Origin of the sequence: Pantoea sp. 18069, from assembly GCF_902706035.1 — a bacterium.
Taxonomy (GTDB): Bacteria; Pseudomonadota; Gammaproteobacteria; order Burkholderiales; family Burkholderiaceae_C; genus Comamonas.
In genome coordinates this window covers 116,415-139,944 of the sequence record NZ_CACSJA010000013.1, presented here as the reverse complement: position 1 = coordinate 139,944, position 23,530 = coordinate 116,415, and the positions used below count along the sequence as shown (strand labels likewise).

22 protein-coding genes are annotated in these 23,530 nt (G+C 66.1%); 10 read left to right on the top strand and 12 right to left on the bottom strand.

Features of this window, described 5'->3' with window-relative positions:
• The first annotated feature begins 262 nt into the window (after positions 1–262).
• From lepA to nagZ, 9 genes are all read left to right on the top strand, one after another.
• Positions 263–2,071 carry a translation elongation factor 4 gene (lepA, locus tag GVL12_RS12690; RefSeq protein WP_159914475.1) on the top strand — a complete coding sequence of 603 codons (1,809 nt, stop codon included), beginning with the start codon at positions 263–265 and terminating at the stop codon, positions 2,069–2,071.
• Positions 2,071–3,048, top strand: coding sequence for a signal peptidase I (gene lepB, locus GVL12_RS12685; protein ID WP_159914473.1), 978 nt, complete (start codon positions 2,071–2,073; stop codon positions 3,046–3,048). Before lepA ends, lepB begins: the two co-directional genes overlap by 1 nt.
• Before the next feature lie 56 nt (positions 3,049–3,104).
• Positions 3,105–3,470 (top strand): DUF4845 domain-containing protein, encoded by a 366-nt coding sequence (locus GVL12_RS12680; RefSeq protein ID WP_200843714.1) that lies wholly within the window; start codon positions 3,105–3,107, stop codon positions 3,468–3,470.
• Positions 3,471–4,157 carry a ribonuclease III gene (rnc, locus tag GVL12_RS12675; RefSeq protein ID WP_159914471.1) on the top strand — a complete coding sequence of 229 codons (687 nt, stop codon included), beginning with the start codon at positions 3,471–3,473 and terminating at the stop codon, positions 4,155–4,157.
• Positions 4,150–5,154 carry a GTPase Era gene (gene era, locus GVL12_RS12670; protein WP_159914469.1) on the top strand — a complete coding sequence of 335 codons (1,005 nt, stop codon included), beginning with the start codon at positions 4,150–4,152 and terminating at the stop codon, positions 5,152–5,154. Before rnc ends, era begins: the two co-directional genes overlap by 8 nt.
• 14 nt (positions 5,155–5,168) lie before the next feature.
• Positions 5,169–5,939 carry a DNA repair protein RecO gene (recO, locus tag GVL12_RS12665; protein WP_159914467.1) on the top strand — a complete coding sequence of 257 codons (771 nt, stop codon included), beginning with the start codon at positions 5,169–5,171 and terminating at the stop codon, positions 5,937–5,939.
• Positions 5,936–6,727, top strand: coding sequence for a pyridoxine 5'-phosphate synthase (locus GVL12_RS12660; protein WP_159914465.1), 792 nt, complete (start codon positions 5,936–5,938; stop codon positions 6,725–6,727). The genes recO and GVL12_RS12660 overlap by 4 nt, the downstream gene beginning before the upstream one ends.
• Positions 6,724–7,122 (top strand): holo-ACP synthase, encoded by a 399-nt coding sequence (acpS, locus tag GVL12_RS12655; protein WP_159914463.1) that lies wholly within the window; start codon positions 6,724–6,726, stop codon positions 7,120–7,122. The genes GVL12_RS12660 and acpS overlap by 4 nt, the downstream gene beginning before the upstream one ends.
• Before the next feature lie 62 nt (positions 7,123–7,184).
• Positions 7,185–8,276: a beta-N-acetylhexosaminidase gene (gene nagZ / locus GVL12_RS12650; protein ID WP_159914461.1), complete on the top strand. Its 1,092-nt coding sequence runs from the start codon at positions 7,185–7,187 to the stop codon at positions 8,274–8,276.
• Positions 8,277–8,294: 18 nt separating this feature from the next.
• Here the strand turns inward: nagZ and GVL12_RS12645 are convergent, their stop codons facing one another.
• The 5 genes from GVL12_RS12645 to GVL12_RS12625 all read right to left on the bottom strand — a co-directional run bounded on the left by GVL12_RS12645 (position 8,295) and on the right by GVL12_RS12625 (position 13,185).
• Positions 8,295–8,738 carry a hypothetical protein gene (locus tag GVL12_RS12645; protein WP_159914459.1) on the bottom strand — a complete coding sequence of 148 codons (444 nt, stop codon included), beginning with the start codon at positions 8,736–8,738 and terminating at the stop codon, positions 8,295–8,297.
• A gap of 78 nt (positions 8,739–8,816) precedes the next feature.
• Entirely contained in the window at positions 8,817–9,455 is a 639-nt protein-coding gene (locus tag GVL12_RS12640) for a mechanosensitive ion channel family protein (RefSeq protein WP_200843713.1), read from the bottom strand.
• A 168-nt stretch (positions 9,456–9,623) separates the two neighbouring features.
• A complete protein-coding gene (locus tag GVL12_RS12635) occupies positions 9,624–10,613 on the bottom strand; it encodes a diguanylate cyclase (protein ID WP_159914457.1) in 990 nt (329 codons plus the stop codon).
• A gap of 235 nt (positions 10,614–10,848) precedes the next feature.
• On the bottom strand, positions 10,849–12,408 hold the full coding sequence (gene lysS, locus GVL12_RS12630; RefSeq protein WP_159914447.1) for a lysine--tRNA ligase: 1,560 nt from the start codon (positions 12,406–12,408) through the stop codon (positions 10,849–10,851).
• A 141-nt stretch (positions 12,409–12,549) separates the two neighbouring features.
• On the bottom strand, positions 12,550–13,185 hold the full coding sequence (locus tag GVL12_RS12625; RefSeq protein WP_159914445.1) for an LON peptidase substrate-binding domain-containing protein: 636 nt from the start codon (positions 13,183–13,185) through the stop codon (positions 12,550–12,552).
• 112 nt (positions 13,186–13,297) lie between these two features.
• On the opposite strand from GVL12_RS12625, the gene GVL12_RS12620 reads away from it, so the two are divergent.
• A complete protein-coding gene (locus tag GVL12_RS12620; protein ID WP_159914443.1) occupies positions 13,298–13,846 on the top strand; it encodes a YggT family protein in 549 nt (182 codons plus the stop codon).
• Between the two features lie 472 nt (positions 13,847–14,318).
• Here GVL12_RS12620 and accD read toward each other — a convergent pair whose 3' ends face one another.
• The 7 genes from accD to asd all read right to left on the bottom strand — a co-directional run bounded on the left by accD (position 14,319) and on the right by asd (position 23,320).
• Positions 14,319–15,191 (bottom strand): acetyl-CoA carboxylase, carboxyltransferase subunit beta, encoded by an 873-nt coding sequence (accD, locus tag GVL12_RS12615; protein WP_159914441.1) that lies wholly within the window; start codon positions 15,189–15,191, stop codon positions 14,319–14,321.
• A 197-nt stretch (positions 15,192–15,388) separates the two neighbouring features.
• Complete coding sequence (gene trpA / locus GVL12_RS12610; RefSeq protein WP_159914439.1) at positions 15,389–16,198, bottom strand: tryptophan synthase subunit alpha; 810 nt, start codon at positions 16,196–16,198, stop codon at positions 15,389–15,391.
• Positions 16,195–17,448, bottom strand: coding sequence for a tryptophan synthase subunit beta (gene trpB, locus GVL12_RS12605; protein WP_159914437.1), 1,254 nt, complete (start codon positions 17,446–17,448; stop codon positions 16,195–16,197). Before trpB ends, trpA begins: the two co-directional genes overlap by 4 nt.
• Entirely contained in the window at positions 17,448–18,167 is a 720-nt protein-coding gene (locus GVL12_RS12600; protein WP_159914435.1) for a phosphoribosylanthranilate isomerase, read from the bottom strand. The genes trpB and GVL12_RS12600 overlap by 1 nt, the downstream gene beginning before the upstream one ends.
• Positions 18,164–19,015, bottom strand: coding sequence for a tRNA pseudouridine(38-40) synthase TruA (gene truA / locus GVL12_RS12595; RefSeq protein ID WP_159914433.1), 852 nt, complete (start codon positions 19,013–19,015; stop codon positions 18,164–18,166). Before truA ends, GVL12_RS12600 begins: the two co-directional genes overlap by 4 nt.
• Positions 19,016–19,067: 52 nt before the next feature.
• Complete coding sequence (locus GVL12_RS12590) at positions 19,068–21,923, bottom strand: FimV/HubP family polar landmark protein (protein WP_159914431.1); 2,856 nt, start codon at positions 21,921–21,923, stop codon at positions 19,068–19,070.
• 287 nt (positions 21,924–22,210) lie between these two features.
• Positions 22,211–23,320 carry an aspartate-semialdehyde dehydrogenase gene (gene asd / locus GVL12_RS12585; protein ID WP_159914429.1) on the bottom strand — a complete coding sequence of 370 codons (1,110 nt, stop codon included), beginning with the start codon at positions 23,318–23,320 and terminating at the stop codon, positions 22,211–22,213.
• Between the last annotated feature and the right edge of the window lie 210 nt (positions 23,321–23,530).

Here is a 23,530-nt window from a genome sequence, read left to right as displayed (position 1 = left end):
GCTGCGGCGCTGACGCACGCCGGAAAACCTCCGGGTGCGCAGCGCGGGCGCACGCGCCCGCACGCATTCCCCTGTCGCCATGTGGCAATTCCCTTCGAGGGACGGTGGGGCGGGCTTCTGAATATGGGCTTTTTGCCTACAATGAAGTCCCAACCATCGCAGTTGCCCTAGATTGTTGGTTCAGGGCGCGTCCTAAGTCGACGCGCCCTTTTTTCTTGCACGCGCCCCCCTTCGTTTTTTTCTTACCAGACGCCCTTCGTTGATGAAGCACATCAGAAATTTTTCCATCATTGCGCATATCGACCATGGCAAGTCGACCCTTGCGGACCGACTGATCCAACGCTGCGGCGGTCTCTCCGAGCGCCAAATGGAAGCGCAGGTGCTGGACTCGATGGACATCGAGAAAGAGCGCGGCATCACCATCAAGGCACAGACTGCGGCGCTGCAATACAAGGCCCAGGACGGCCAGATCTACAACCTGAACCTGATCGACACCCCCGGCCACGTCGACTTCTCGTATGAAGTCAGCCGCTCGCTGTCGGCCTGCGAAGGCGCGCTGCTCGTGGTCGACGCCTCGCAGGGCGTGGAAGCCCAGACCGTGGCCAACTGCTACACCGCGCTCGACCTGGGCGTGGAAGTGGTGTCCGTGCTCAACAAGATGGATCTGCCCAATGCCGATCCCGACAACGCCAAGGCCGAGATCGAGGACGTGATCGGCATTGATGCGACCGATGCGATTCCCTGCTCGGCCAAGAGCGGCATGGGCATAGACGAGATCCTCGAAGCCATCGTCGCCAGGATTCCCCATCCCAAGGGCGAGCCCGAAGCGCCGCTGCGCGCGATGATCATCGACAGCTGGTTCGACTCCTACGTCGGCGTGGTGATGCTGGTGCGCGTTGTCGACGGCCAGCTCAAGAAGAACGAGCGCATCAAGCTCATGGCCACGGGCGCCGTCTACGAAGCCGGCTCGCTGGGCGTGTTCACGCCGGGCAACGAGCCGCGCGACGCACTGCGCGCGGGCGAAGTCGGTTACGTGATCTGCGGCATCAAGGAGTTGAAGGCCGCCAAGGTCGGCGACACCATCACGCTCGAGAAGAAGCTGCCCAACAACCTGGGCCCGGCCACGCAGGCGCTGCCCGGCTTCAAGGAAATCCAGCCCCAGGTCTTTGCCGGCCTGTACCCGACCGAAGCCAGCGAGTACGACTCGCTGCGCGACGCGCTCGAGAAGCTGCAGCTCAACGACGCATCGCTGCAATACGAGGCCGAAGTCTCGCAGGCGCTGGGCTTCGGCTTTCGCTGCGGCTTCCTGGGCCTGCTGCACATGGAAATCGTGCAGGAGCGGCTCGAGCGTGAGTTCGACCAGGACCTGATCACCACCGCGCCCAGCGTGGTCTACGAGGTGGTCAAGGCCGACGGCGAAGTGATCATGGTCGAGAACCCGTCCAAGATGCCCGACCAGGGCCGGATGGAAGAGATCCGCGAACCCATAGTCACCGTCCACCTGTACATGCCGCAGGAATACGTGGGCCCGGTGATGACGCTGGCCAACCAGAAGCGCGGCGTGCAGCTCAACATGGCCTACCACGGCCGCCAGGTCATGCTGACCTATGAGATGCCGCTGGGCGAAATCGTGCTCGACTTCTTCGACAAGCTCAAGAGCGTCTCGCGCGGCTATGCCTCGATGGACTATGAGTTCAAGGAGTTCCGCGCGTCCGACGTGGTCAAGGTCGACATCCTGCTCAACGGCGAGAAGGTCGACGCGCTGTCGATCATCGTGCACCGCTCGCAATCGGCCTACCGCGGCCGGGCCGTGGTCGCCAAGATGCGTGAAATCATCAGCCGCCAGATGTTCGACGTGGCCATCCAGGCGGCCATCGGCGCGAACATCATCGCCCGCGAAACCGTCAAGGCCCTGCGCAAGAACGTGCTCGCCAAGTGCTACGGCGGCGACATCAGCCGCAAGCGCAAGCTGCTTGAAAAGCAGAAGGCCGGCAAGAAGCGCATGAAGCAAATCGGCGCGGTCGAAGTGCCGCAGGAAGCCTTTCTGGCGATTTTGCAAGTGGAGGATTGATGCGAGCAATGCAATGGATCACGGCAGCCGTGCTGGCTGCTTTCGTGGGATACATCGGCGCCTGGTACCTGGGATTTCTGCAGGGCAACTTTTCGCTGCTGCTGTTCCTGGCCACCGTGGTGACCGGCGTCTACTGGGTCAGCGAGCGCCTGTACTTCTGGCCCCGCCGGCGCAAGGCCGCTGCCGCGCTGGAGCAGGCCGCCGTGGAGCGCCGTGCCGAACTCGACCGCAAGGGCATCGCCAAGCTCGATATCGAAGTCAGCCCCGAGGCGCGCGGGCGCGTGCTGATGCAGCCCTGGTGGCTGGACTGGACCGCCGGCCTGTTCCCGGTGATCGCCATCGTCTTCGTGCTGCGCTCCTTCCTGTTCGAGCCGTTCAAGATTCCCTCGGGCTCCATGATTCCGACGCTGATGGTCGGTGACCTGATCCTGGTCAACAAGTTCACCTACGGCGTGCGCCTGCCGGTGATCAACAAGAAGATCATCGATGCCGGCGACCCGCAGCGCGGCGACGTGATGGTGTTCCGCTACCCGCCCCAGCCCAACCTCGACTACATCAAGCGTGTGGTCGGCGTGCCGGGCGACGAGATCGCCTACCTGAACAAGCGCCTGACGATCAACGGCCAGGTTGTCGAGACCAGCAGCCTGCCCGACTTCTTCGAGAAGGACGCCATGCGTTATTTCCAGCAGCTGGAGGAAAAGCTCGGCGACAAGCCGCACCGCCTGCTCAACGATACGCGCACGCCGGCCTTCATCCAGGGCGCAAGCGATTTTGCCTACCGCGAGAACTGCCGCTACAGTGTCGAAGGCGTGAGCTGCAAGGTGCCTGAAGGGCATTATTTCGTGATGGGCGACAATCGCGACAATTCGCTCGATTCGCGCTACTGGGGCTTCGTGCCTGACGAGAACATCGTCGGCAAGGCCTTCTTTGTCTGGATGAACTTCGGCGACATCCAGCGCATCGGTGGTTTCCACTGAACGCTGGCACACATATTGGCCCGGGCCGAGAGGGCCCGCGACGAGGAGACGGGAACATGAGAATGCTGAACATCGCCCGCCGCACGCGCCAGCGTGGGCTGTCCTTTCTGGGCCTGGTGTTTCTGGCGGTGGTCGCCGTCGCGCTGGTCGCGATTGGTGGACAATCCGTGCCCATCTTCATCGAATACCAGGCCGTTCTCAAGGCGGCCAAGAAGGCCGCCCGCGAGGGCGCCACGGTGCCTGAAGTGCGCGCCATCTTCGACCGCGCCGCGGTGATCGACAGCATTACTTCCATTCAGGGCTCGGACCTGGAGGTGACCAAGCACAACGAACGGGTGCAGGTCTCCTTCAGCTACACCCGCGAGATTGCGCTCGCAGGGCCGGCCTACCTCGTCTACCGTTTCGAGAAACAGATTCCCTAGGTGCAACCCGGACTTATCGCATTGCAGCAGCGCCTGCAGTACACATTCAAAGACTCTGCCTTGCTGCAGCGTGCGCTGACGCACCGCAGTTTTTCGGCAGACCATAACGAACGCCTCGAGTTTCTCGGCGACTCGGTGCTGAGCCTGGCGATTTCGAGCCTGCTGTTCGAGCGCCTGCGCTCGCTGCCCGAAGGCGACCTCTCGCGCGTGCGCGCCAACCTTGTCAAGCAGGACACGCTGCACCGCATCGCCGTGCGCCTGCAGTTGTCCGACGTGCTGCGGCTGGGCGAAGGCGAGTTCAAGTCGGGTGGCAAGCAGCGCCCGTCCATCCTGGCCGACGCGGTTGAAGCCGTGATCGGCGCCGTCTACCTCGATGCAGGCTATACGCCGGCCGAAGTGCTGGTGCACCATCTGTTCGAGAAGGTGGAAATCAATCCGCAGATGGACGCGGCGGCCAAGGATGCAAAAACCGCACTCCAGGAATGGCTGCAGGGCCGAAAGATGAAGCTGCCGCAGTACCGTGTGGTGGCGACCACCGGCGCGGCGCACCGCCAGCAGTTTGAAATTGAATGCGCCATCGCCGAGATGGACCTGGTCGAGCGCGGCATGGGTGGATCCCGCCGCGCGGGCGAACAGGCCGCGGCCGAGGCCATGTTGACCACATTGAAAGCAAAAAACCATGAATGACGCTACCCACGACGTAGCCGGCGACGCAGGCGAGGAAAAGCCTGCGGCGCAAGACGATATCGGTGCGATGCTGGCCGCCGCCGGCGCGCCGGTCCATGTCGAAGGCCAGCGCTGCGGCCTGATCGCCATCGTCGGCAAGCCCAACGTCGGCAAGTCGACGCTGATGAACGCCCTGGTCGGCCAGAAGATCAGCATCACGTCGCGCAAGGCGCAGACCACGCGCCACCGCATCACCGGCATCGCCACGCGCGAAGCCACCCAGTTCGTGTTCGTCGACACGCCGGGCTTCCAGACCCAGCATTCGACCGCGCTCAACAAGTCGCTGAACAAGACCGTCATGGGCGCGATCAGCGACGTCGACCTGATCCTGTTCGTCGTCGAAGCGGGCAACTTCACGCTGGCCGACGCCAAGGTGCTGAGCCTGTTCAAGCCCGGCATTCCCACGCTGCTGCTGGCCAACAAGCTCGACCAGGTGCATCGCCGCGCCGACCTCGCGCCCTGGCTCAAGAGCATGCAGGAGCGCCATCCGTTCACCGAGTTCGTGCCCATGTCGGCGAAGAAGCGCGACGACATCCAGCGCCTGTTCGGCATCTGCGAGAAGTACCTGCCCGAACAGGCCTGGTTCTACGGCCCGGACGAGCTCACGGACCGCAGCGAGAAATTCCTGGTCACGGAAACCGTGCGCGAAAAGCTGTTTCGCTTCACCGGCGACGAACTGCCCTACACCTCCACGGTGGTGCTCGACAAGTTCACCGAGGAAAAGAGCAAGGAACACAAGCGCTTCGTGCGCGTCGCCGTGACCATCGTCGTCGAGCGCGACGGCCACAAGGCGATGGTGATCGGCGACAAGGGTGATCGCCTCAAGCGCATCAGCACCGAAGCGCGCCAGGAACTCGAGCGCCTGCTCGACGCCAAGGTGTTCCTCGAAGTCTGGGTCAAGGTGCGCTCGGGCTGGGCCGACGATGAAGCGCGCGTGCGCTCCTTCGGTTACGAATAGCCTTCCAGGCCGGCATGGCCGCCAAGCGCGTCTCCGACGAACCCGCCTTTGTGCTCCACAGCTATGACTGGAGCGAATCCAGCCTGATTCTGGAGGTGTTCACACGCCACCGCGGGCGGGTCGCGCTCGCGGCCCGGGGCGCGAAGAAGCCGACGTCGAATTTCCGCCCGGTGCTGCTGCCGCTGCAGCCGCTGCGCCTGACCTATACGCTGGGCGCCGAAGGCAACGCCGAAATCCACACCCTCAAGGGCGCGGAGTGGGCCGGAGGCCATGTGATGCCCATGGGCGAGGCCTTGCTCTCGGGCATGTACCTCAACGAGCTGCTGCTGCGCCTGATGGCGCGCGACGACCCGTATGCGGCGCTGTTCGACGTCTATGGCGGCGTGGTGCGCGTGCTTGCCGGCACCCAGGGCGAAGCGCTCGAGCCCGTGCTGCGTGCGTTCGAGCTGGTGCTGCTGCGCGAACTGGGCCTGCTGCCCGGCCTGGCCGAGGAAACCATGACGCTGTCGGCGCTCAGCGCCGGCAAGCGCTACATGCTCGTGCCCGAAGGCGGGCTGCGCCAGGCCGCGGCCGGCGAGCGCGCGGCGCTCACGGGCTCCCAGTGGCGCGCACTCGAGCAAGCGCTTGGCACGGGCCATTCGCCGCAGGCCTATACCGCGACGCTGCGCGCGGCCGCGCCCGTGGCGCTGGCCCTCAAATCCCAACTGCGCACGCTGCTGCAATACCATTGCGGCAGTCCCTTGCTGCGCACCCGCCAGTTGATGATGGATCTGCAAAACCTATGACCACTTCCGCCTCTTCCCGTACCGCGCTGTCGGTCAATGTGAATAAAGTTGCCTTGGTGCGCAATACGCGCCATCTGGGCATTCCCAGCGTGACGGTTGCGGCCCGGCTCTGCCTAGAAGCCGGTGCGCAGGGCATCACCGTGCACCCGCGGCCCGACGAGCGCCATATCCGCGCCAGTGACGTGCAGGAGCTGCACGAGCTGCTGCAGCAGTGGCCGCAGGCCGAATACAACATCGAAGGCAATCCTTTTCACAACCTGATGGACTTCATCCGTGCCCAGCGGCCCCACCAGGCGACCTTCGTGCCCGACGGCGAAGACCAGTTCACCAGCGACCACGGCTGGATCTTTCCCCAGGACGCCGAGCGCCTCGCGCCGCTGATCGCCGAATGCCAGGCCCTGGGCGTGCGCGTGAGCCTGTTCATGGACCCGATTCCTGAACAGATGGCGGACGCCAAGGCCGTGGGCGCGGACCGTGTCGAGCTCTACACCGAGCCCTATGCCGCGGCCTGGGGTACACCCGCGCAGGCCGAGCAGCTCGAGGCCTACCGCGCAGCGGCCCAGGCGGCGCTGGACGCGGGCTTGGGCGTCAACGCCGGCCATGACCTGAGCCTGGACAACCTCGCGGCCTTCGTGGCCCAGGTGCCGGGCCTGCAGGAAGTCTCTATCGGCCATGCATTGATTGCCGATGCGCTCGAGCGCGGCTATGCGGGTGCGGTGCAGGCCTACCAAGAGACCATAGATGCCGGCATGCGCTCCAAGACGGGCTCGGGCGGCCTGACGCCATGATCTACGGCATAGGCACCGATATCTGCGATGTGCGGCGCATCCGTTCGAGCCTGGAGCGCCTGGGCGACCGCTTTGCCGAGAAGGTGCTGGCCGACGGCGAACTCGCGACCTGGCGCGCGCGCAGTGCGCGCTGGCCGGACCGCGGCGTGCGCTACATGGCGACGCGCTTTTCCGCCAAGGAGTCGTTCAGCAAGGCCATAGGCCTGGGCATGCGCATGCCCATGACCTGGCGCCACTGCGAAATCGTCAACCTGCCCAGCGGCCAGCCCAGCATCGTGCTGCATGGCGCGCTGAAAGATTGGTTCGAAGCCCAGGGCCTGCAGGTGCATCTGAGCGTGACCGACGAAAGCGACTACGCCGCGAGCTTCTGCGTGGTCGAGAAAAAAGCCGGATAGTTGCCGTGCGCGCCAGCGGTGCTGGCATCATCCGGGGCTTGATTGATTCCTGAAGGCCGGACATGACCGAGCACGCTCCCCTCATCATCGACATCGCGGGCACCGAACTCACGCCCGCCGACCGCGCGCGCCTTGCGCACCCGCTGGTCGGCGGCATGATCCTGTTCGCGCGCAACTGGCAGGACAGGGCCCAGCTGCTGGCGCTCACGGCCGACATCAAGGCGGTGCGCGAAGACCTGCTGATCTGCGTGGACCATGAAGGCGGGCGCGTGCAGCGCTTTCGCACCGATGGCTTCACCCATCTGCCCGCGATGCGCGCTTTCGGCAGCATGTGGATGGATGACGGCCAGGGCGCGAAGCGCCGCGAAGGCAGTGGTGCGCTGCGGGCCATGGACGCGGCCACGGCCGCGGGCTATGTGCTGGGCAGCGAGCTGCGCGCCTGCGGCGTCGATTTCTCGTTCACGCCGGTGCTGGACCTCGACTGGGGCGAAAGCGGCGTGATCGGCGACCGCGCCTTCCATTCGGATGCGCGCGTGGTCGCGGCGCTGGCCAAGAGCCTGATGCACGGCCTGCTGCAGGCCGGCATGGCCAACTGCGGCAAGCATTTTCCCGGCCATGGCTTCGTCAAGGCCGATTCGCACACCGACATTCCCGTCGACAGTCGCGGCCTGCAGGCGATTCTCGCCGACGATGCCGCGCCCTATCCGTGGCTGGCCTCGGTGCTGACCAGCGTCATGCCGGCGCATGTGATCTATTCCAGGGTCGACAAGCGCCCCGCGGGTTTCTCGGAAAAATGGTTGCAGGACATCCTGCGTGGCCGGCTGCGCTTTGACGGCGCGATCTTCAGCGACGACCTGAGCATGGAAGCCGCGCGCCGGCTCGGCGGCCGCACGCTCGACTTCACCGCGGCCGCCATCGAAGCCCTGAACGCGGGCTGCGACATGGCGCTGCTGTGCAACCAGAGCCTCAACGGCGGCGCTGCGCTCGATGAATGGCTGGGCGGCATGCAGACCGCGCGCGAGCAGGGCCGCTGGACGGCCAGCCCCGACAGCGAAGCGCGCCGTCTGGCGCTGCTGCCCGAAACCCTGCCGCAGAGCTGGGACGAACTGATGCTCCAGCCCGCCTACCGCAACGCGCTCGACTGCCTGCCCTGAATTTCGCGGCGCAGGCGTTCAGGCGTGCGTGCCCGTGGTATCGAAAAATGCAGGCACGCCGGGTGTGGCGTGACCCGACACAATGAAGTCCTGCCAGGCCAGGCCGAGGTCGGCGGTCTTGGCGAGCAGCACGGCTAGCTTGTGCGCATCGAGCGCGCGCAGCGGCCGGCGCACATTGAGGCTGACCGTGTCGTCGGGCAGCATGCCCAGCGTGGCGCCAGGGGTGCCGTCATAGAGGTGGTTGGCGTGCATCAGCGCGCGCACGACCTCGTCCCAGCGGTCCATTTGCGGCGCCGCCAGCAGGCTGCACAGCACGACTTCCGCGCGTTCGCCTTCACCTTGGAGCTGCAGACCTATGGGCAGATCATCAATGATGATTTCCTCGGTCGCGATCAGCGCGGCGGCCTCGAGCCCGATTTCCTGCGCAAGCGTCGTCAAAAGATTCTGGTAGGACTCGGGCATGGGCGCTTCCTCATTCGGCAAGATGGACCGTGGTTAGTCACCATAGCGGCGAATGGGTTCCGTCGTCCGGCCAGTATTTCAGGCGCGCGTGGTCAGCTCCTGCGCCGCGGCCTCTTCTTGCGCCGACGGCGGCGCATCGTCGGGCACATGGGCATGGATTCCGCCTTTCCAGCGGCGCACCACGCGCTGGAAGATCAGCGAATTCGGAATCTGCAGCAGCGCGCCCTCGCGGTGCGACGTGGAGGCGTCTTCCAGCGTGGTGTAGAGCATGTTGATGTCGACCACGCGCCCCTTGGCGCCGGGTTTTTCCGCGGTGTCGAGCAGCTCGATGTAGTCGCCCAGGCGGTAGGGGCCGACGGTGACGATCAGCAGCGCGCAAAACAGGTTGGACAGCACGCTCCAGGCCGCGAAGAACGCGACCGCGCCGACGGTTGCAAACCCGGTGAAGGCCGTCCACAGCACCGTGGCCGAAACGCCCAGGCGCTCGAGAATCAGCAGCATGGTGGCGGCAATGATCAGCCAGCGGATCGTGCCGCGCAGCGGCACCAGCAGCTCGCGGGGCAGCGCATAGTGGGCGCCGGTGCGGTAGATCACGCGCTTGAAGAACAGGTTGATCAGCCAGGCGGCAAACAGGATCAACAGAATTTGCGCGGCCGGAATCAGGACTTCCAGCCAGTCCTGCAGCCAGATGGGCAGGTGAATTGAAAGACGACGCATAGCTCCAATCGGTCAACAAAGAGAAAAGGCAGGGCCACAAGCCTATCAGGCTATTGCTGGACGCGCCGCCCTCCACGCACGCTTCGACCCTTCGACACGCTCAGGGTGGGCGGGGGCCGGCAGGGTGAGGGGGTCAAGGGGGTGCCTGTCAGGCGCAGGGCGGCACGCTCAGGGCGTGTTTCGCTGTTCAATCGTATCCATCTGCATCTCGAAGCTGAAAAAGCGGTCCCGGCCCTGGGCCTTGGCCGCATAGAGGGCCTGGTCGGCGCGCATCACCATGCTTTCGGCATTGGTGCTTTCGTCGGGAATGCAGGTCGTGATGCCGCCTGAAAGCGTGAGCACATCGCCCAGTGGGGAGTCGGGGTGATGGATGGCGCGCACGCGCAGCATCTTGCCGAGCGCGCGCGCGAACGTCATGGCGCCCGAGCGCGGGGTGTTGGGCAGGATCATGGCGAATTCCTCGCCGCCATAGCGCGAGGCCACGTCGCGCGGGCGCATGCAGACATCGCGCAGCAGCTTGCCCACGGCGCGCAGGCATTCGTCGCCCTTGACGTGGCCGCAGCTGTCGTTGTAGCGCTTGAAGTGGTCGAGGTCGCAAAGCATCAAGGTCAGCGGCTTGTTGTCACGCCGCGCCGAAGTGATTTCCGCATGCAGCATGCGGTCGAACCCCCGGCGGTTGACCAGGCCGGTGAGCGCATCCATTTCGACCATCTCGTTGAGCCGCTGGTTGGCCAGGTGCAACTCGGCCGACATCGAAATCAGCCGGCGGCGCATGTCCAGCAGGCGGCGCATGGCGCGCAGCTTGGCGACCAGCACGATGGGCTTGACCGGCTTGACCAGGTAGTCGTCGCCGCCGGATTCAATGCCGCGCCAGACGTCGAGGTCGGTGTCCAGGCCCGAGAGGAAAATGATGGGAGTCCAGTCGCCGGCCTCGGATTCGCGCATCTGGTGGGCTACGCCATAGCCGTCGAGGCCGGGCAGGCGGATGTCGAGCAGCACCAGGTCGGGACGTCGCAGCTTGAACAACTGCAGCGCGATCTGGCCGTCGGCCGCTTCCATGACTTCGGTCACGCCCGCGTGCTGCAGTTCCTGCACCAGCGAGGCACGCATGGACGCCTGGTCCTCCACGACCAGCACCGAGAAGGGGGCGGTCTCCATATGGGGCGCGGTGAAACGGGCTGCGTGGGGCTCGATGGCGGGTGGAGGCTGCGTCGGTATCACATCGGTTTCCTGCGGCTGGCGCCGGTTCGCAGGACTTTGTCCGAGCGAGCCGGCCTGGGCCTTGCGTGCAAGGGTCCACCTGCCTGGCTATGCCTGCCCACAAAATGGCGGGAGGGTGATACAAGTGTAAACGGGCGCCGCAGCGCCGTCACAACTAAGCCGACAACCGCGCTCAGTGTTCGCGTCGCAGCGCGGGGAACAGGATCACGTCGCGGATGCTGGCGCTGTCCGTGAGCAGCATCATCAGGCGGTCCAGGCCCACGCCGCAGCCGCCCGTGGGAGGCATGCCGTATTCGAGCGCGCGCACGAAGTCGTGGTCGAAGAACATGGCTTCGTCATCGCCGCTGTCCTTGGCCTCGACCTGGGCGTTGAAGCGCGCGGCCTGGTCTTCGGCGTCGTTCAATTCGCTGAAGCCATTGCCGAACTCGCGGCCCGTGATGTAGAGCTCGAAGCGCTCGGTCACTTCGGGGCGCTCGTCGTTGGCGCGCGCCAGCGGCGAGATTTCCGTCGGGTGCTCCATGATGAAGGTCGGGTTCCAGAGCTTTTCCTCGACCAGTTCCTCGAAGTACAGCACCTGCAGGCTGGCCAGCGTGCGGCCCGAAAGCTTGTTCTTTTCCTCGGTCAGGCCGAGCTTGCGCAACGCGGGGATCAGCCAGTCGCGCTGGTCGACGTTGTCTGCGGCCTCGGTGTACTTGACGATGGCTTCGCGGATGGTCAGGCGCTCGAAAGGCTGGGCCAGGTCCACGGGCTTGCCGCCGTAGCTCAGCTGCAGGCTGCCGACGGCCTTTTGCGCGGTGTCGCGGATCAGCTTTTCGGTGAAGTCCATCAGGTCGCGGTAGTTCCAGAACGCGGCGTAGAACTCCATCATCGTGAATTCAGGGTTGTGCCGCACCGAAATGCCTTCGTTGCGAAAGCTCCGGTTGATTTCGAACACGCGCTCGAAGCCGCCGACGATCAGCCGCTTGAGGTAGAGCTCGGGCGCGATGCGCAGATACATTTCCTGGTCGAGCGCATTGTGGTGCGTGACAAACGGCTTGGCGTTCGCGCCGCCCGGGATAGGGTGCAGCATGGGCGTCTCGACTTCGAGGAAGTTGTGCGCGACCATGAACTCGCGCACGCCGCTGATGGCGCGCGAGCGCGCGGTGAAGCGCCGGCGCGCGTCCTCGTCCATCATCAGGTCGACATAGCGCTGGCGGTACTTCTGTTCCTGGTCGGCCATGCCGTGGAACTTGTCGGGCATGGGGCGCAGGCTCTTGGTGAGCAGGCGCAGCTGCGTGACCTTGATCGACAGTTCGCCGGTCTTGGTCTTCATCAGCGTGCCGGTCGCACCGATGATGTCGCCCAGGTCCCAGCGCTTGAACTGCGCATACAGGTCTTCGCCGATGGCGTCACGCGTGATGTAGAGCTGGATGCGGCCGCCGGTCGCGCCCAGCGAGCCGTCCTGCACGGTGGCGAAGCTGGCCTTGCCCATGACGCGCTTGAGCATCATGCGCCCGCCCACGCTCACGCTGACGGCAGCGGCTTCGAGGGCCTCGGCGTCCTGCTCGGCATGCGCGGCCTGGATGGCAGCGGCATGGTGCGTGGGCTGGAAGTCGTTGGGGAAGGTCACACCACCGCCCTGGGCCTGGGCTTCGCGCAGGCTTTTGAGTTTTTCGCGGCGCTCGGCGATCAGTTGGTTTTCGTCCTGCGGGGCGGCGGTATCGGCCGCTGATGTGGTGTTGCTGTTAGACATGAAAAGAGCGCCAGCGGGCAAGCGCTGGTGGAACGGGGCCAAAACCCTTGATTTTAGTTTTTTTAGCCGACTTGGGGCGAGCGCGTGTGCAATGGCCGTGGGGCCATTTGGGTTCGAGGGCGCCGAGCGGCCTGCGCAGGCTCAAAAACCGATGCCTGTGCGCTCGAGAACGTCGGCCACGAGCTCGAGCCTGACCAGTGGATTTTCAAGCTCCATCAACTGCTGGCGCAGCGTGGTCGGCAGGGGCAGCAGCTCGCACCAGCGGTTGGCCACCCAGCCGCAGTCGTGCAGATGCAGGCTGTCGGGCAAGGCCAGGCCGGGGTCGTCCGCATGCTGGGTGCGCAGCGTCTGCAGCAGCTTGTCCAGCGCCTGGGCTGCGGCCTGCAGGTCCTCGGGCACGGGAACGACCAGGTCCGGGGCAATCAGCTCGACATCGGCTACCCACAGGCCATGCGGCAGGCAGCGGCGCTCGCGCACGCGAAAGCGCTGCGTACCCTCGCACAGCAGGTGCATCAGCCCGGCCTGGGGAAACTGCAGCTGGGCGATCTTGGCCAGCGTTCCCACGGCGTGGAACTGCTCGGGTGGGGCGCCGGCCTGGCGCACTTCGTGGCCTTCGGTCAGCGCCACCACGCCAAACGGCGCGCCCGCGCGCGCGCATTTGCGCACCATGTCCAGATAACGCACTTCAAACACGCGCAGCGGCAGGCGGCCACCGGGAAACAGCACGCTGCCCAGCGGGAACAGCGGCAAGGAAGTGAGGGTCAGGGGTAATGTCATGGTGATCCGGCCTTGCCCACTATCATCCCACGGTGTCTACGTTGCTGTCTTGCCGGCACAAGGCGCCTGTCCCGGGGGCTTTTTTCGCAAGCTTTGCTGCTTTAATTCCTACATGCTTTTCCAGATCATCACTTTCCTGCTCGACGTCGTGGTGGGCTTGCTCACCGGCCTGTGTCTGCTGCGCCTGTACATGCAGGCCCAGCGCATTCCCTTCTCCAACCCCGTGGGCCGCCTGGTGTTCGCGCTGACCGACTGGATCGTGCTGCCGCTGCGCAGGATAGTGCCCGCGTCCGGGCGCTGGGACGCATCGAGCGCGATCGCGGCCTTCTTGCTGCAGCAGATGCAATACCTGCTGCTGTGGCTGCTGATGGGCGCGAACACGCTGGTGCTGTGGCTGCCCTGGCTGGCGCTGTGCGGCGTGGTGCGGGTGGTGCTCTCGGGCTGCGTGGGCATCGTGCTGGTCTACGTCATCCTGTCGTGGGTTCAGGCGCGCTCGCCGCTGTCCGCCGTCATCGAACGCCTGGCCGAGCCCCTGCTGCGCCCGGTGCGCAAGGTCATGCCGCTGATCGGCGGCATCGATTTGTCGCCGCTGGTGTTGCTGGTGCTGCTGCAGATCGGCCTGATGGTGCTGGCTTATGTGCAGGCGGGGGTGTTGAGGTAGTCCTCGCGCCTCTTGCGAGTTACGCTATCTGCGTGGCTTGTAGCATGCCTCTGCCGAGGGCAGGGGCCGGGTCTAGGCTTTGTCTTGCTTCGTCATGGCGCTGACGGCTGCCCCCGCCCTTCTGGCTGCGCCTGCCGCGCGCAGGGCCCGGGCTGGGCCGGAGTGCCGAAGGACACGGAGGCTTCGTAATCTGACTCACCGCGGTTGTTCGAGCGCAGCGGCGTAGCCGCGTAGCGAGTTCCGCGGTGCAGCCCGGGACCGAGCACGGCAGGTTGCCCTACGCTGCGCGTAGGGTCGCAGACAGCAGGGCTCGCCTTTCTTTTGGGTACTTTTCTTTGGCGAGGCAAAGAAAAGTACCTCGGCCGCCGGGCCGAGACCCGGCTCCTGCCGTCAGGCAACGGCATGCTGCAAACAAAAAAAGCGGCCAATGCACTGCTGCACTGGCCGCTCCTGAACCCCAAGGGGATTCTTTTTAAGCCACCGCGTCAGCAGGCAGGCGTTGAAGCATGGCCAGGCTGCTGGCCACCGTGTCGCGCAGCTGGCGGCGTTCGACGATCATGTCGACCGCGCCCTTTTCCTGCAGGAACTCGGCGCGCTGGAAGCCTGGCGGCAGCTTCACGCGCACCGTGGTTTCGATCACGCGCGGGCCGGCAAAGCCGATCAGCGCCTTGGGTTCGGCGATCACGATGTCGCCGACGAACGCAAAGCCGGCCGACACGCCACCCATGGTCGGGTCGGTCAGCACGCTGATATAGGGCAGGCCCTTCTTGGCCAGGCGCGTGAGCGCGGCATTGGTCTTGGCCATCTGCATCAGGCTCAGCAGGCCTTCCTGCATGCGTGCGCCACCCGTGGCGGTAAAGCAGATGAAAGGCACTTTCTGCTCGATCGCGGTCTCGACGCCGCGCACGAAGCGCTCGCCGACCACCGAGCCCATGGAGCCGCCCATGAAGTCGAACTCGAAGCAGGCCACGACCACGTTGACGCTCTTGACGGCGCCGCCCATGACGATCAGCGCATCGGTCTCACCGGTGTTTTCCAGCGCTTCCTTGAGGCGTTCGGGGTACTTGCGGCTGTCCTTGAACTTGAGCGGATCGACGGGCACGACTTCCTGGCCGATTTCGTAACGCCCTTCGGCATCGAGGAAATGGTTCAGGCGCGCGCGCGCACCGATGCGGTGGTGGTGACCACAGGTCGGGCAGACGTTCTGGTTCTTTTCCAGGTCGGCCTGATAGAGCACGGTCTCGCAGGACGGGCACTTGATCCACAGACCTTCGGGAATCTGGTGGCGTTCCGTCGGGTCGGTGTGCTGGATTTTGGCAGGCAGCAGTTTTTCAAGCCAAGACATAATATTTCCTCTGTTTTCTCCGTGGCACTAGCGATGCTTGCAGCCTCTGAAACTGGCGTGCCCCAGCGTGGGGGCAGCGAGCAAGGGCCGCCCCGCAGCGATGCTGCCGTCCCCCTCCACCGAAGGTTGAGAGGGGGAAGTGAGGGCCGGCCATCCGGCGTAAGTCGCTCAGGGGGTGCTTAACGTTCTGGGCTGCATTATGCGTCCAGTGCCTTGCGCACGCCGCGCAGGAAGTCAATGGTCAGCGGGACGACTTTTTCATGCGGCTGGTCGTTGAGCATTTCGATGATGCGGCTGCCGATCACCACGGCATCGGAAAACGCGCCGATGGCCTGGGCGGTCTGCGCATCGCGGATGCCGAAACCCACGCCCACGGGAATGTTTACATGCTTGCGGATGCGCGGCAGCATGGCGCCCACGGCCGCCGGGTCCAGCGTCGCCGAGCCGGTCACGCCCTTGAGCGAGACATAGTAGACATAGCCGCTGGCCACGCGTGCGACCTGCTGGATGCGCTCGTCGGTGCTGGTCGGGGCCAGCAGGAAGATCAGGTCCATGTCGCGCGCGCGCAGCGCGGCCGCGAAAGCCTCGCACTCTTCGGGCGGGTAGTCGACGATCAGCATGCCGTCGACGCCGGCATTCGCGGCGTCGTTGACGAAGGCGCCTTCGCCATGGATCTGGTCATAGCGCTCGACCGGGTTGGCGTAACCCATCAGCACCACGGGCGTGCTGTCGTTCTTCTGGCGGAATTCGCGCACATAGGCCAGCACCTGGACCAGGCCCACGCCCAGTGCCAGGGCCTTGTCGCCGGCCTTCTGGATGGTCGGGCCGTCGGCCATGGGGTCGGAGAAGGGGATGCCCAGCTCGATCACGTCGGAGCCCGCTTCGACCATGCCGTGCATCAGCGCGGGCGTGATCGCGGCGAACGGAAAGCCGGCCGTGACATAGGGGATCAAGGCTGTGCGGCCTTCGGATTGGAGTTTTTCGAATGTGGTGGCGATGCGGCTCATGCGGCAGGCCCTCCCTTGACAGTCAGACCGCGCATCGAAGGGCGGTCATAGAAATCTGCGCCCGACAGGTCGGCTACCGTGCCGATGTCCTTGTCGCCGCGGCCCGAAAGATTGACCAGGATGGACTGCTCGGGACGCATCTGCTTGGCCAGCTTCATCGCATAGGCGACGGCGTGGCTGGACTCGAGCGCAGGAATGATGCCTTCGGCGCGGCACAGGTAGTGGAACGCCTCGAGCGCTTCGGTGTCGGTGATGCCGACATATTCGGCGCGGCCGATCTCCTGCAGCCAGGCATGTTCGGGGCCCACGCCGGGATAGTCGAGGCCGGCGCTGATGCTGTGCGTCTCGATGATCTGGCCGTCATCGTCTTGCAGGATGAAAGTGCGGTTGCCATGCAGCACGCCCGAGCTGCCGCGCTGCAGCGACGCCGCGTGCTTGCCCGAGTCCAGGCCTTCGCCTGCGGCTTCGACGCCTATCAGGCGCGTGGCTTCGAACGGAATATAGGGGTGGAAGATGCCGATCGCATTGCTGCCGCCGCCCACGCAGGCGACGACCGCATCGGGCTGGCCGCCGTCCAGGAACTCGGGCATCTGCGTCAGGCACTCGGCGCCGATCACGCTCTGGAAGTCGCGCACCATCATCGGGTAGGGGTGGGGGCCCGCGGCCGTGCCGATGATGTAGAACGTGCTGTCGACGTTGGCCACCCAGTCGCGCATGGCTTCGTTGAGCGCGTCCTTGAGTGTCTTGCTGCCCGACTCCACGGGCACGACGGTCGCGCCCAGCAGCTTCATGCGGTAGACGTTGGGGCTCTGGCGGCGGATATCCTCGGCGCCCATGTAGATGATGCATTCGAGGCCGTAGCGCGCGCAGATCGTGGCCGTGGCCACGCCGTGCTGGCCCGCGCCGGTCTCGGCGATGATGCGCTTCTTGCCCATGCGCCTGGCGAGCATGGCCTGGCCGATCACGTTGTTGATCTTGTGCGCACCGGTGTGGTTCAGGTCTTCGCGCTTCAGATAGATCTGCGCGCCGCCCATTTCGCGGCTCATGCGCCCTGCATGGTAGACGGGCGAGGGTCGGCCCACGTAGTGGTTGAGCTCGGATTCGAACTCGGCGACGAATTCGGGGTCGTTCTGGTAGCGCGCGTAGGCGTCGCGCAGCTCGGTCAGCGCGTGGGTCAGGGTTTCACTGGCAAAGCTGCCGCCATAGCGGCCGAAATGCCCGGATGCGTCGGGGTGCTGGTATTCAAACATTACAAATTCTGCCGTGGTTGGGCATCGGCCGCACGCACAGCGGCAACGAAGCGGTGGATCTTGTCGGCGTCCTTGACGCCTTTGAGTGCTTGGCCGTCGGGGCCCGTGGCCTCTACGCCCGAGCTGACATCAACGGCCAGCGTCTTGCAACGCGGGCGCACCTGCTGAATGCCATCGGTCACGTTTGCAGGCGTGAGTCCACCAGACAAAACGAGGTGAGAGGCTACGCTTGGAGGAAGGAGTGACCAATTGAATGCCTTGCCGCCGCCGCCATAGCCGTCCACATGGGCATCGAGCAAGATGGCTTGGGCGTGAGAGTAACGCTGTGCATATTCTACGAGGTCGAAGCCCGCAGCGGCTTCTCCAAGGGGAATCCGCGCCGCGCGCAGGAACGGCCGCTGGCCGCCACTGGCTTCGAGGCATTGCGCGGGCGACTCGTCGCCATGGAATTGCAGGCAGGCGCCGGGAATCTCCACACAGGCCTGCTGGATACGCGCTGGCGTTTCGTTGACGAACAGCAGCACCGGCGTGACGAAGGGCGGCAGCCGGCGCGCGAGCTGGGCGGCGCGCGCGATGCTCACCGCGCGCGGGCTGGGCGCGTAGAGCACGAAGCCTATGGCATCGGCGCCCGCGGCCACGGCCTGGTCCACGTCCTCTTCACGCGTGAGGCCGCAGATCTTGATGCGCGTGCGCAGCGGGGGGAGAGAAGTCGGGTTCATGGCAGCCAATCGAATGCCGCGGCGCGCGTCGGCAGGCCCCAGACCGGGTCGTAGACCGGACCGAGGAAATACAGCCCGTCGGGCGAGAAGGTGGGCGCTGCGGCGTCGCGCGAACGCGCCGCGAGCACGGTCTGCATCCAGTCCACGGGCTGCTTGCCCTGGCCGATGGCGATCAGGCAGCCCATGATGTTGCGCACCATGTGGTGCAGGAAGGCGCTGCCTTCGAACTCGAAATGCCAGTAGCAGGTTTCCATCGGCGGCTCGCCGGGGCGGCCCAGGCCGTGCAGCCGGCTGAGCGCATCGCCCGCGGGCGCGGCGCGGCGCGAGACCTCCAGCCGGTGCAGGGTCTTGACCGGGCTCCTGGCCTGGCAGGCCGAGGCCCGGAACGAGGAGAAATCATGCTCGCCCAGCAGCTGGCTGGCCGCGGCCTGCATGGCCTGACCATCAAGCGCGTGGAACACCCAGCCCACGCGGCCGGCCTCGACGCTGGGGCGCACGGGCGACTGCAGCAGCACATAGGCATAACGGCGCCGGGTGGCGCAAAAGCGCGCGTGGAAGTCATCGCCCACGGGCTGGGCCCATTGCACCGCGATGTCCGCGGGCAGGAAGGTGTTGGTGCCGCGCACCCAGGAAAACGGCGTGCGCGCCAGTTCGGTGTCGAAATGCGCAACCTGCATGATGCCGTGCACGCCGGCATCGGTGCGGCCCGCGCAGACCGTGGGCACGGGCTGCGTGGCGAAGCGGCCCAGGGCCGCTTCCAGATGGTCCTGCACCGTATTGCCCGAGGTCTGGCTTTGCCAGCCGTTGTAGCGCTGGCCGTTGTAACTCACTCCCAGGGCTATGCGCATGGCAAGTCCTTGCCGCGGACGCGAGGCGCCGCGTTGGTCTGCAGAAAAAACATCAATCGATTTCGGAAAGCAGGCGCTGCGCGCGTTCTTTGAGTTCACCTTCGGCTTCTTCGATGACTTCCTCGATCAGCGTGCGCGCGCCGTCGCTGTCGCCGATCGCCGCAAACTCCTGGGCCAGCGCGAGCTTGGTGGCGAGCGGGTCTTCGGCGGCGGCCTGGCTGCTCTGGGACAGCGCATCCGCGGGGGCGGTGTCGCCCAGGTCCAGCGAAAGATTGCCCAGGTCGAACTCGAGGAAGTCGAAAGCGGGAGCCGGTGCGGGCGTTGCGGCGGGCGCCGCAGGCGTTGCCGGCACTTCGGGTGGCGTGGTCCCGGCCTTTGGCGCGTCGGTGTCGGTCAGCTCGAACGCCGGGAGGTCGGACGCCGGCGTATGGGGCGGCGAAATGTCGGCGGCCACTGGAGCGGGGGCCGGCGTGTCGGTCAGCGTGAATGCAGGCGCAGGCGCGGGGGCATCGGCTGCCGCGGTATCGACCGCCGCAGCGTCATTGTCGAGGCTGGGCGCCGGATCCGGCAGCGTGGCGCTCGCGGGCGGCACCGGCGGCAGGTCGGCGAGTGCGTCAAAAGCGCTTTCGGGCACTGCAGGCAGTTCGGGCGCCGGGGCTGGCGTGTCGGCCGTGGTCGAAGCAGGTTGCTTCCAGATCGGTTCGATCGGCTCGAAGTCGATGGCGTCGGGCGATTGCGCGCCTGGTTCGTCGGTTGTCAGCGCCGAGGCGGGCTTCAACGGGTCGGCCAGGCCCGAGGGCAGATCGAGATCCAGGTCCGGCAGCATCGCGGGTTCGGCCTTGGCGGGCGGCAGCGCAGAGGCCGCAAGTCCGCCGAGCGCGGCGGCGATGGAGGCCTGCGCGACAGCGCGGTCATCCATGTCCGAACGGGTCTGTGCGCCCGCGCTGTCGCCGGGCAGCGCATCGGCTGCGGGTTGATACAGTGCATTCTCAGGATCGAGCGCATGGCCCTGTTCGGCCAGGTGCAGCCACGGCGCGCCCTGGCCTTCGGTCAGTGCGAACACGGTTTGCGCCACGGCTTCGAAAGCCTTGCGGTCCTGGCGCTTGGCGTAGATGTCGGCGAGCTTCTGGTGCAGGGCCAGACGCTCGGGCTGGCTGCGCAGCGCTTCCTTGAGGATTTCTTCGGCCTGCAGGTCGCGGCCGTAGGCCAGGTAGACATCGGCCTCGGCCACCGCGTCGACTTCGCCGCCGGTATCGAGCTGGCTGTGCGAATAGGCCGTCGAGCTGCCGAACTGGGTGTGCGCCGTGTCGACCTGCTGGCCCTGGCCGGCAGCGAAGAAGGAATCGGCCTGCAGCAGGCTGTCGCCCGCTGCATCCTGCTGACGGCGCTGGCGGACCCGGCGGTAGCCGGCGTAGCCGAGCAGCAAGGCCAGCAGGCCCACGCCCGCGAGCGGCAGCGCCGGATCTTCGCGCAGCGTGTCGATGAAGCCCGGCGCTTGGGCCGGTGCTTCGGCGGGCGCAGGGGCCGCAGCCGCAGCAGCGGGTGCGGCATCGGTGGTGGCGTCCGGGGCCGGTGCCTGCGTGGACGCTTCCGGCGTGGCGGCTGCATCGGCTGCAGGGCTTGTGCCATCGGCAGCAGCCTGTGTGTCCGGAGCGGGTGTGTCTGCTGCAGGGGTGTCGGCTGCCGGTACGTCCGTTGCCGGCATGCCCGCTGCCGGTACGCCCGCTGCCGGTATGCCAGGCACCGCCAGGCCTGCTGCGGGCGAGCCTGCAGCCGGAGCGTCGGTCGTCGCAGCGGCGCCCGCAACGGCGGTTGCTGCCGGTGTGGCACTGGCGACGTTCTGCAGTTCATTGAGGTTGCGCGCGAGTTCGGCAAGCCGCTCGGACTGGCTCTGGGCCTGCTTTTCCTGGGCCAGGCGTTCGTCGGCATTCTGGCTGGCCTGCAGTGCGCCCTTGGACAGCGTGAGCTTGTCGGGCGCGGTCGTCGAAGCTTTCCTGTCCTGGACCTGGGCTTCGACATTGCCGCTGGCGCTGCGCTGGGCCGTGGTCACGGCCGCGAGCGGGGCGGCGCCCGCGAGCCGGCGGCGGTATTCGTTGAAGTCCTGGCTTTGCGCTGCGACCATCTGCCGCGCTTCGCTGGCCGACGTGGCCTGGGCGGCGGCCTGATCGGGCATTTCGACCACAGCGCCCGCCGTCATGCGGTTCACATTGCCGCTGATGAAGGCATGGGGGTTGGCGCGCAGCATCGCGACCAGCATCTGGTCCAGTGATACACCGGCCGGGCGATGGGCCAGGGCGAGGCGGCTCGCGGTATCGCCAGAGCGAATCGTGAGCGTGGAGGGCTTTTGCGCGTTGCGGGTTGGCGCAGCGGCCGGGGATGCTGGCGCTGCAGCGCGCGCGGGCGCGCGGGGAGCGGAGGCCGGGGCCTGGGGGGCCTGCGCCGCAGGCGCGGAGTCGCTGATCTGCGGCGCGGCGGTCACGCCGGGCGCGGCCTGGCGCGCCGATGGCGGCGGGTCGAGCAGCAAGGTGTAGCTGCGCACCACATGTCCCGCGCTCCAGGAGGCGTCGATGACCAGATCGACAAAGGGCTCGGATACGGGCTGCGTGCTGCTCAGGCGCAGCACGGCGGAGCCATCGGGGCGGCGTTGCAGCTGCACCTGGAACTGGCTCGCGGTAGCCGTGTATTCCATGCCCTGGGCGCGGAACACGGCGGGCGTGGCGATGGTCGCGCGCAGGCTGTCGGCTTCGGCGGCAGTGATCTGGGGCAGCTCCACTTCCGCGCGCAGCGGCTCGCCCAGGGCGGACTGTATGCTGATGCGGCCCAGCGCCAGGGCCCAGGCGTCGGTGGCCGTCAGGCTGACAGAGACGAGGGCCGCAGCGGCCAGCGCAGAGAGTTTCCAACGATGCATGGTGGCGTCAACTTTTGTGGTTGTGCGGCCCGGGCGAGCGGCATGGTTGTTCTCATGAATGACCGCCGCACCGGCACAGCGCGCGCGTCATAGTGAAAAATACCTTAGCCGCAATGCTAGCAGCGACAAGCCAAGGTGGCAGAGGGCATTGTCCAACACCTGGCGGGGGTGGCAGGGCCACGCGCCCGGGGGATCGCCCCAGATGTTGTCCCTGGGCAACGAGAAACCGCCCGCCAGCCCATTTTCCATGGTCCGGGGGGCGGTTGACGCCAAAAAGCAGCAGCTGCTTATTTAGCGAGCAGGATGCGCAGCATGCGGCGCAGCGGTTCGGCCGCACCCCACAGCAGCTGGTCACCGATCACGAACGCCGACAGGTACTCGGGGCCCATGTTGAGCTTGCGCACCCGGCCCACGGCGATTTCGAGGCCGCCGGTCACGGCCGCGGGCGTCAGTTTCTTGACGGTCACGGCGCGGTCGTTGGCGACAAACTTGACCCAGGGGTTGCCCGTCTGGATCAGGGTTTCGATTTCGGCCAGTGGCAGGTCATGCTTGAGCTTGATGGTCAGCGCCAGCGAGTGGCAGCGCATCGCGCCGATGCGCACGCACAGGCCGTCCACGGGAATCGTCGATGCGGTGCCCAGGATCTTGTTGACTTCGGCCTGGCCTTTCCATTCTTCCTTGGATTGGCCGTTGGGCAGCTGCACGTCGATCCAGGGGATCAGACCACCGGCCAGCGGCGCGCCGAAATACTCGGTGGGCACGTCGTTGCGGATGGTGTGGGCGACCTGGCGGTCGATGTCGAGGATCGCCGAAGCCGGCGTGGCCAGTGCGTCGGCCGCCGCGGCATGCACCACGCCCATGCCCTTGAGCAGCTCGCGCATGTGGTTGGCACCACCGCCCGAAGCCGCCTGGTAGGTCATGGAGCTGACCCATTCGACCAGGCCGGCCTTGAACAGTCCGGACAGGCCCATCAGCAGTATGGAGTTGGTGCAGTTGCCGCCGATCCAGTTCCTGCCGCCCGCGGCGAGCTTGTTCTGGATCAGGTCGTCGTTGACCGGATCGAGCACGATGACGGCGTCGTCTTCCATGCGCAGCGACGAGGCCGCGTCGATCCAGTGGCCCTGCCAGCCGGCAGCGCGCAAGGGGCCGAAAACGGCCTTGGTGTAGTCGCCGCCCTGGGCAGTGATGATGATGTCGCAGCGGGACAGCGCCGCGATGTCGTTCGCGTCCTGCAGCGTGGTGTGGGTGCGGGCCTGGGCGGGCGCCTTGCCGCCGGCATTCGAGGTGGAGAAGAAAATGGGCTCGATCAGATCGAAGTCGCCTTCGGCCTGCATGCGGTCCATCAACACCGAGCCGACCATGCCGCGCCAGCCCACCAAACCTACCAACTTGCTCATTTTCAACGCCCTTCCGGTTTTAGAAACAGTGTTCGACCAGACTGGGGCCCGGCTCGTCTGGCCGGGAGAGGGCGCGCGACGAACCGGGCTGGGTCAGCCTTTAATCGTCGTAATGGTTGCTGCGCGCGCAGCCACAGCTGCCGAAGGGACAGTTGTCAAAGAGGCGGTGCGGGTGTGGGCGGCAAACATAGCCGCGTATTGTAATGGATT

Coding starts and splice junctions, on each gene's coding strand:
- GVL12_RS12625 (WP_159914445.1), bottom strand. CDS start 13,185: ATGACATTACCCCTGACCCTCACTTCCTTGCCGCTGTTCCCGCTGGGC.
- accD (WP_159914441.1), bottom strand. CDS start 15,191: ATGTCTTGGCTTGAAAAACTGCTGCCTGCCAAAATCCAGCACACCGAC.
- nagZ (WP_159914461.1), top strand. CDS start 7,185: ATGACCGAGCACGCTCCCCTCATCATCGACATCGCGGGCACCGAACTC.
- GVL12_RS12635 (WP_159914457.1), bottom strand. CDS start 10,613: ATGGAGACCGCCCCCTTCTCGGTGCTGGTCGTGGAGGACCAGGCGTCC.
- GVL12_RS12680 (WP_200843714.1), top strand. CDS start 3,105: ATGAGAATGCTGAACATCGCCCGCCGCACGCGCCAGCGTGGGCTGTCC.
- GVL12_RS12660 (WP_159914465.1), top strand. CDS start 5,936: ATGACCACTTCCGCCTCTTCCCGTACCGCGCTGTCGGTCAATGTGAAT.
- lepA (WP_159914475.1), top strand. CDS start 263: ATGAAGCACATCAGAAATTTTTCCATCATTGCGCATATCGACCATGGC.
- lepB (WP_159914473.1), top strand. CDS start 2,071: ATGCGAGCAATGCAATGGATCACGGCAGCCGTGCTGGCTGCTTTCGTG.
- GVL12_RS12590 (WP_159914431.1), bottom strand. CDS start 21,923: ATGCATCGTTGGAAACTCTCTGCGCTGGCCGCTGCGGCCCTCGTCTCT.
- GVL12_RS12600 (WP_159914435.1), bottom strand. CDS start 18,167: ATGAACCCGACTTCTCTCCCCCCGCTGCGCACGCGCATCAAGATCTGC.
- trpB (WP_159914437.1), bottom strand. CDS start 17,448: ATGTTTGAATACCAGCACCCCGACGCATCCGGGCATTTCGGCCGCTAT.
- GVL12_RS12640 (WP_200843713.1), bottom strand. CDS start 9,455: ATGCGTCGTCTTTCAATTCACCTGCCCATCTGGCTGCAGGACTGGCTG.
- era (WP_159914469.1), top strand. CDS start 4,150: ATGAATGACGCTACCCACGACGTAGCCGGCGACGCAGGCGAGGAAAAG.
- GVL12_RS12620 (WP_159914443.1), top strand. CDS start 13,298: ATGCTTTTCCAGATCATCACTTTCCTGCTCGACGTCGTGGTGGGCTTG.
- trpA (WP_159914439.1), bottom strand. CDS start 16,198: ATGAGCCGCATCGCCACCACATTCGAAAAACTCCAATCCGAAGGCCGC.
- GVL12_RS12645 (WP_159914459.1), bottom strand. CDS start 8,738: ATGCCCGAGTCCTACCAGAATCTTTTGACGACGCTTGCGCAGGAAATC.
- lysS (WP_159914447.1), bottom strand. CDS start 12,408: ATGTCTAACAGCAACACCACATCAGCGGCCGATACCGCCGCCCCGCAG.
- acpS (WP_159914463.1), top strand. CDS start 6,724: ATGATCTACGGCATAGGCACCGATATCTGCGATGTGCGGCGCATCCGT.
- truA (WP_159914433.1), bottom strand. CDS start 19,015: ATGCGCATAGCCCTGGGAGTGAGTTACAACGGCCAGCGCTACAACGGC.
- recO (WP_159914467.1), top strand. CDS start 5,169: ATGGCCGCCAAGCGCGTCTCCGACGAACCCGCCTTTGTGCTCCACAGC.
- asd (WP_159914429.1), bottom strand. CDS start 23,320: ATGAGCAAGTTGGTAGGTTTGGTGGGCTGGCGCGGCATGGTCGGCTCG.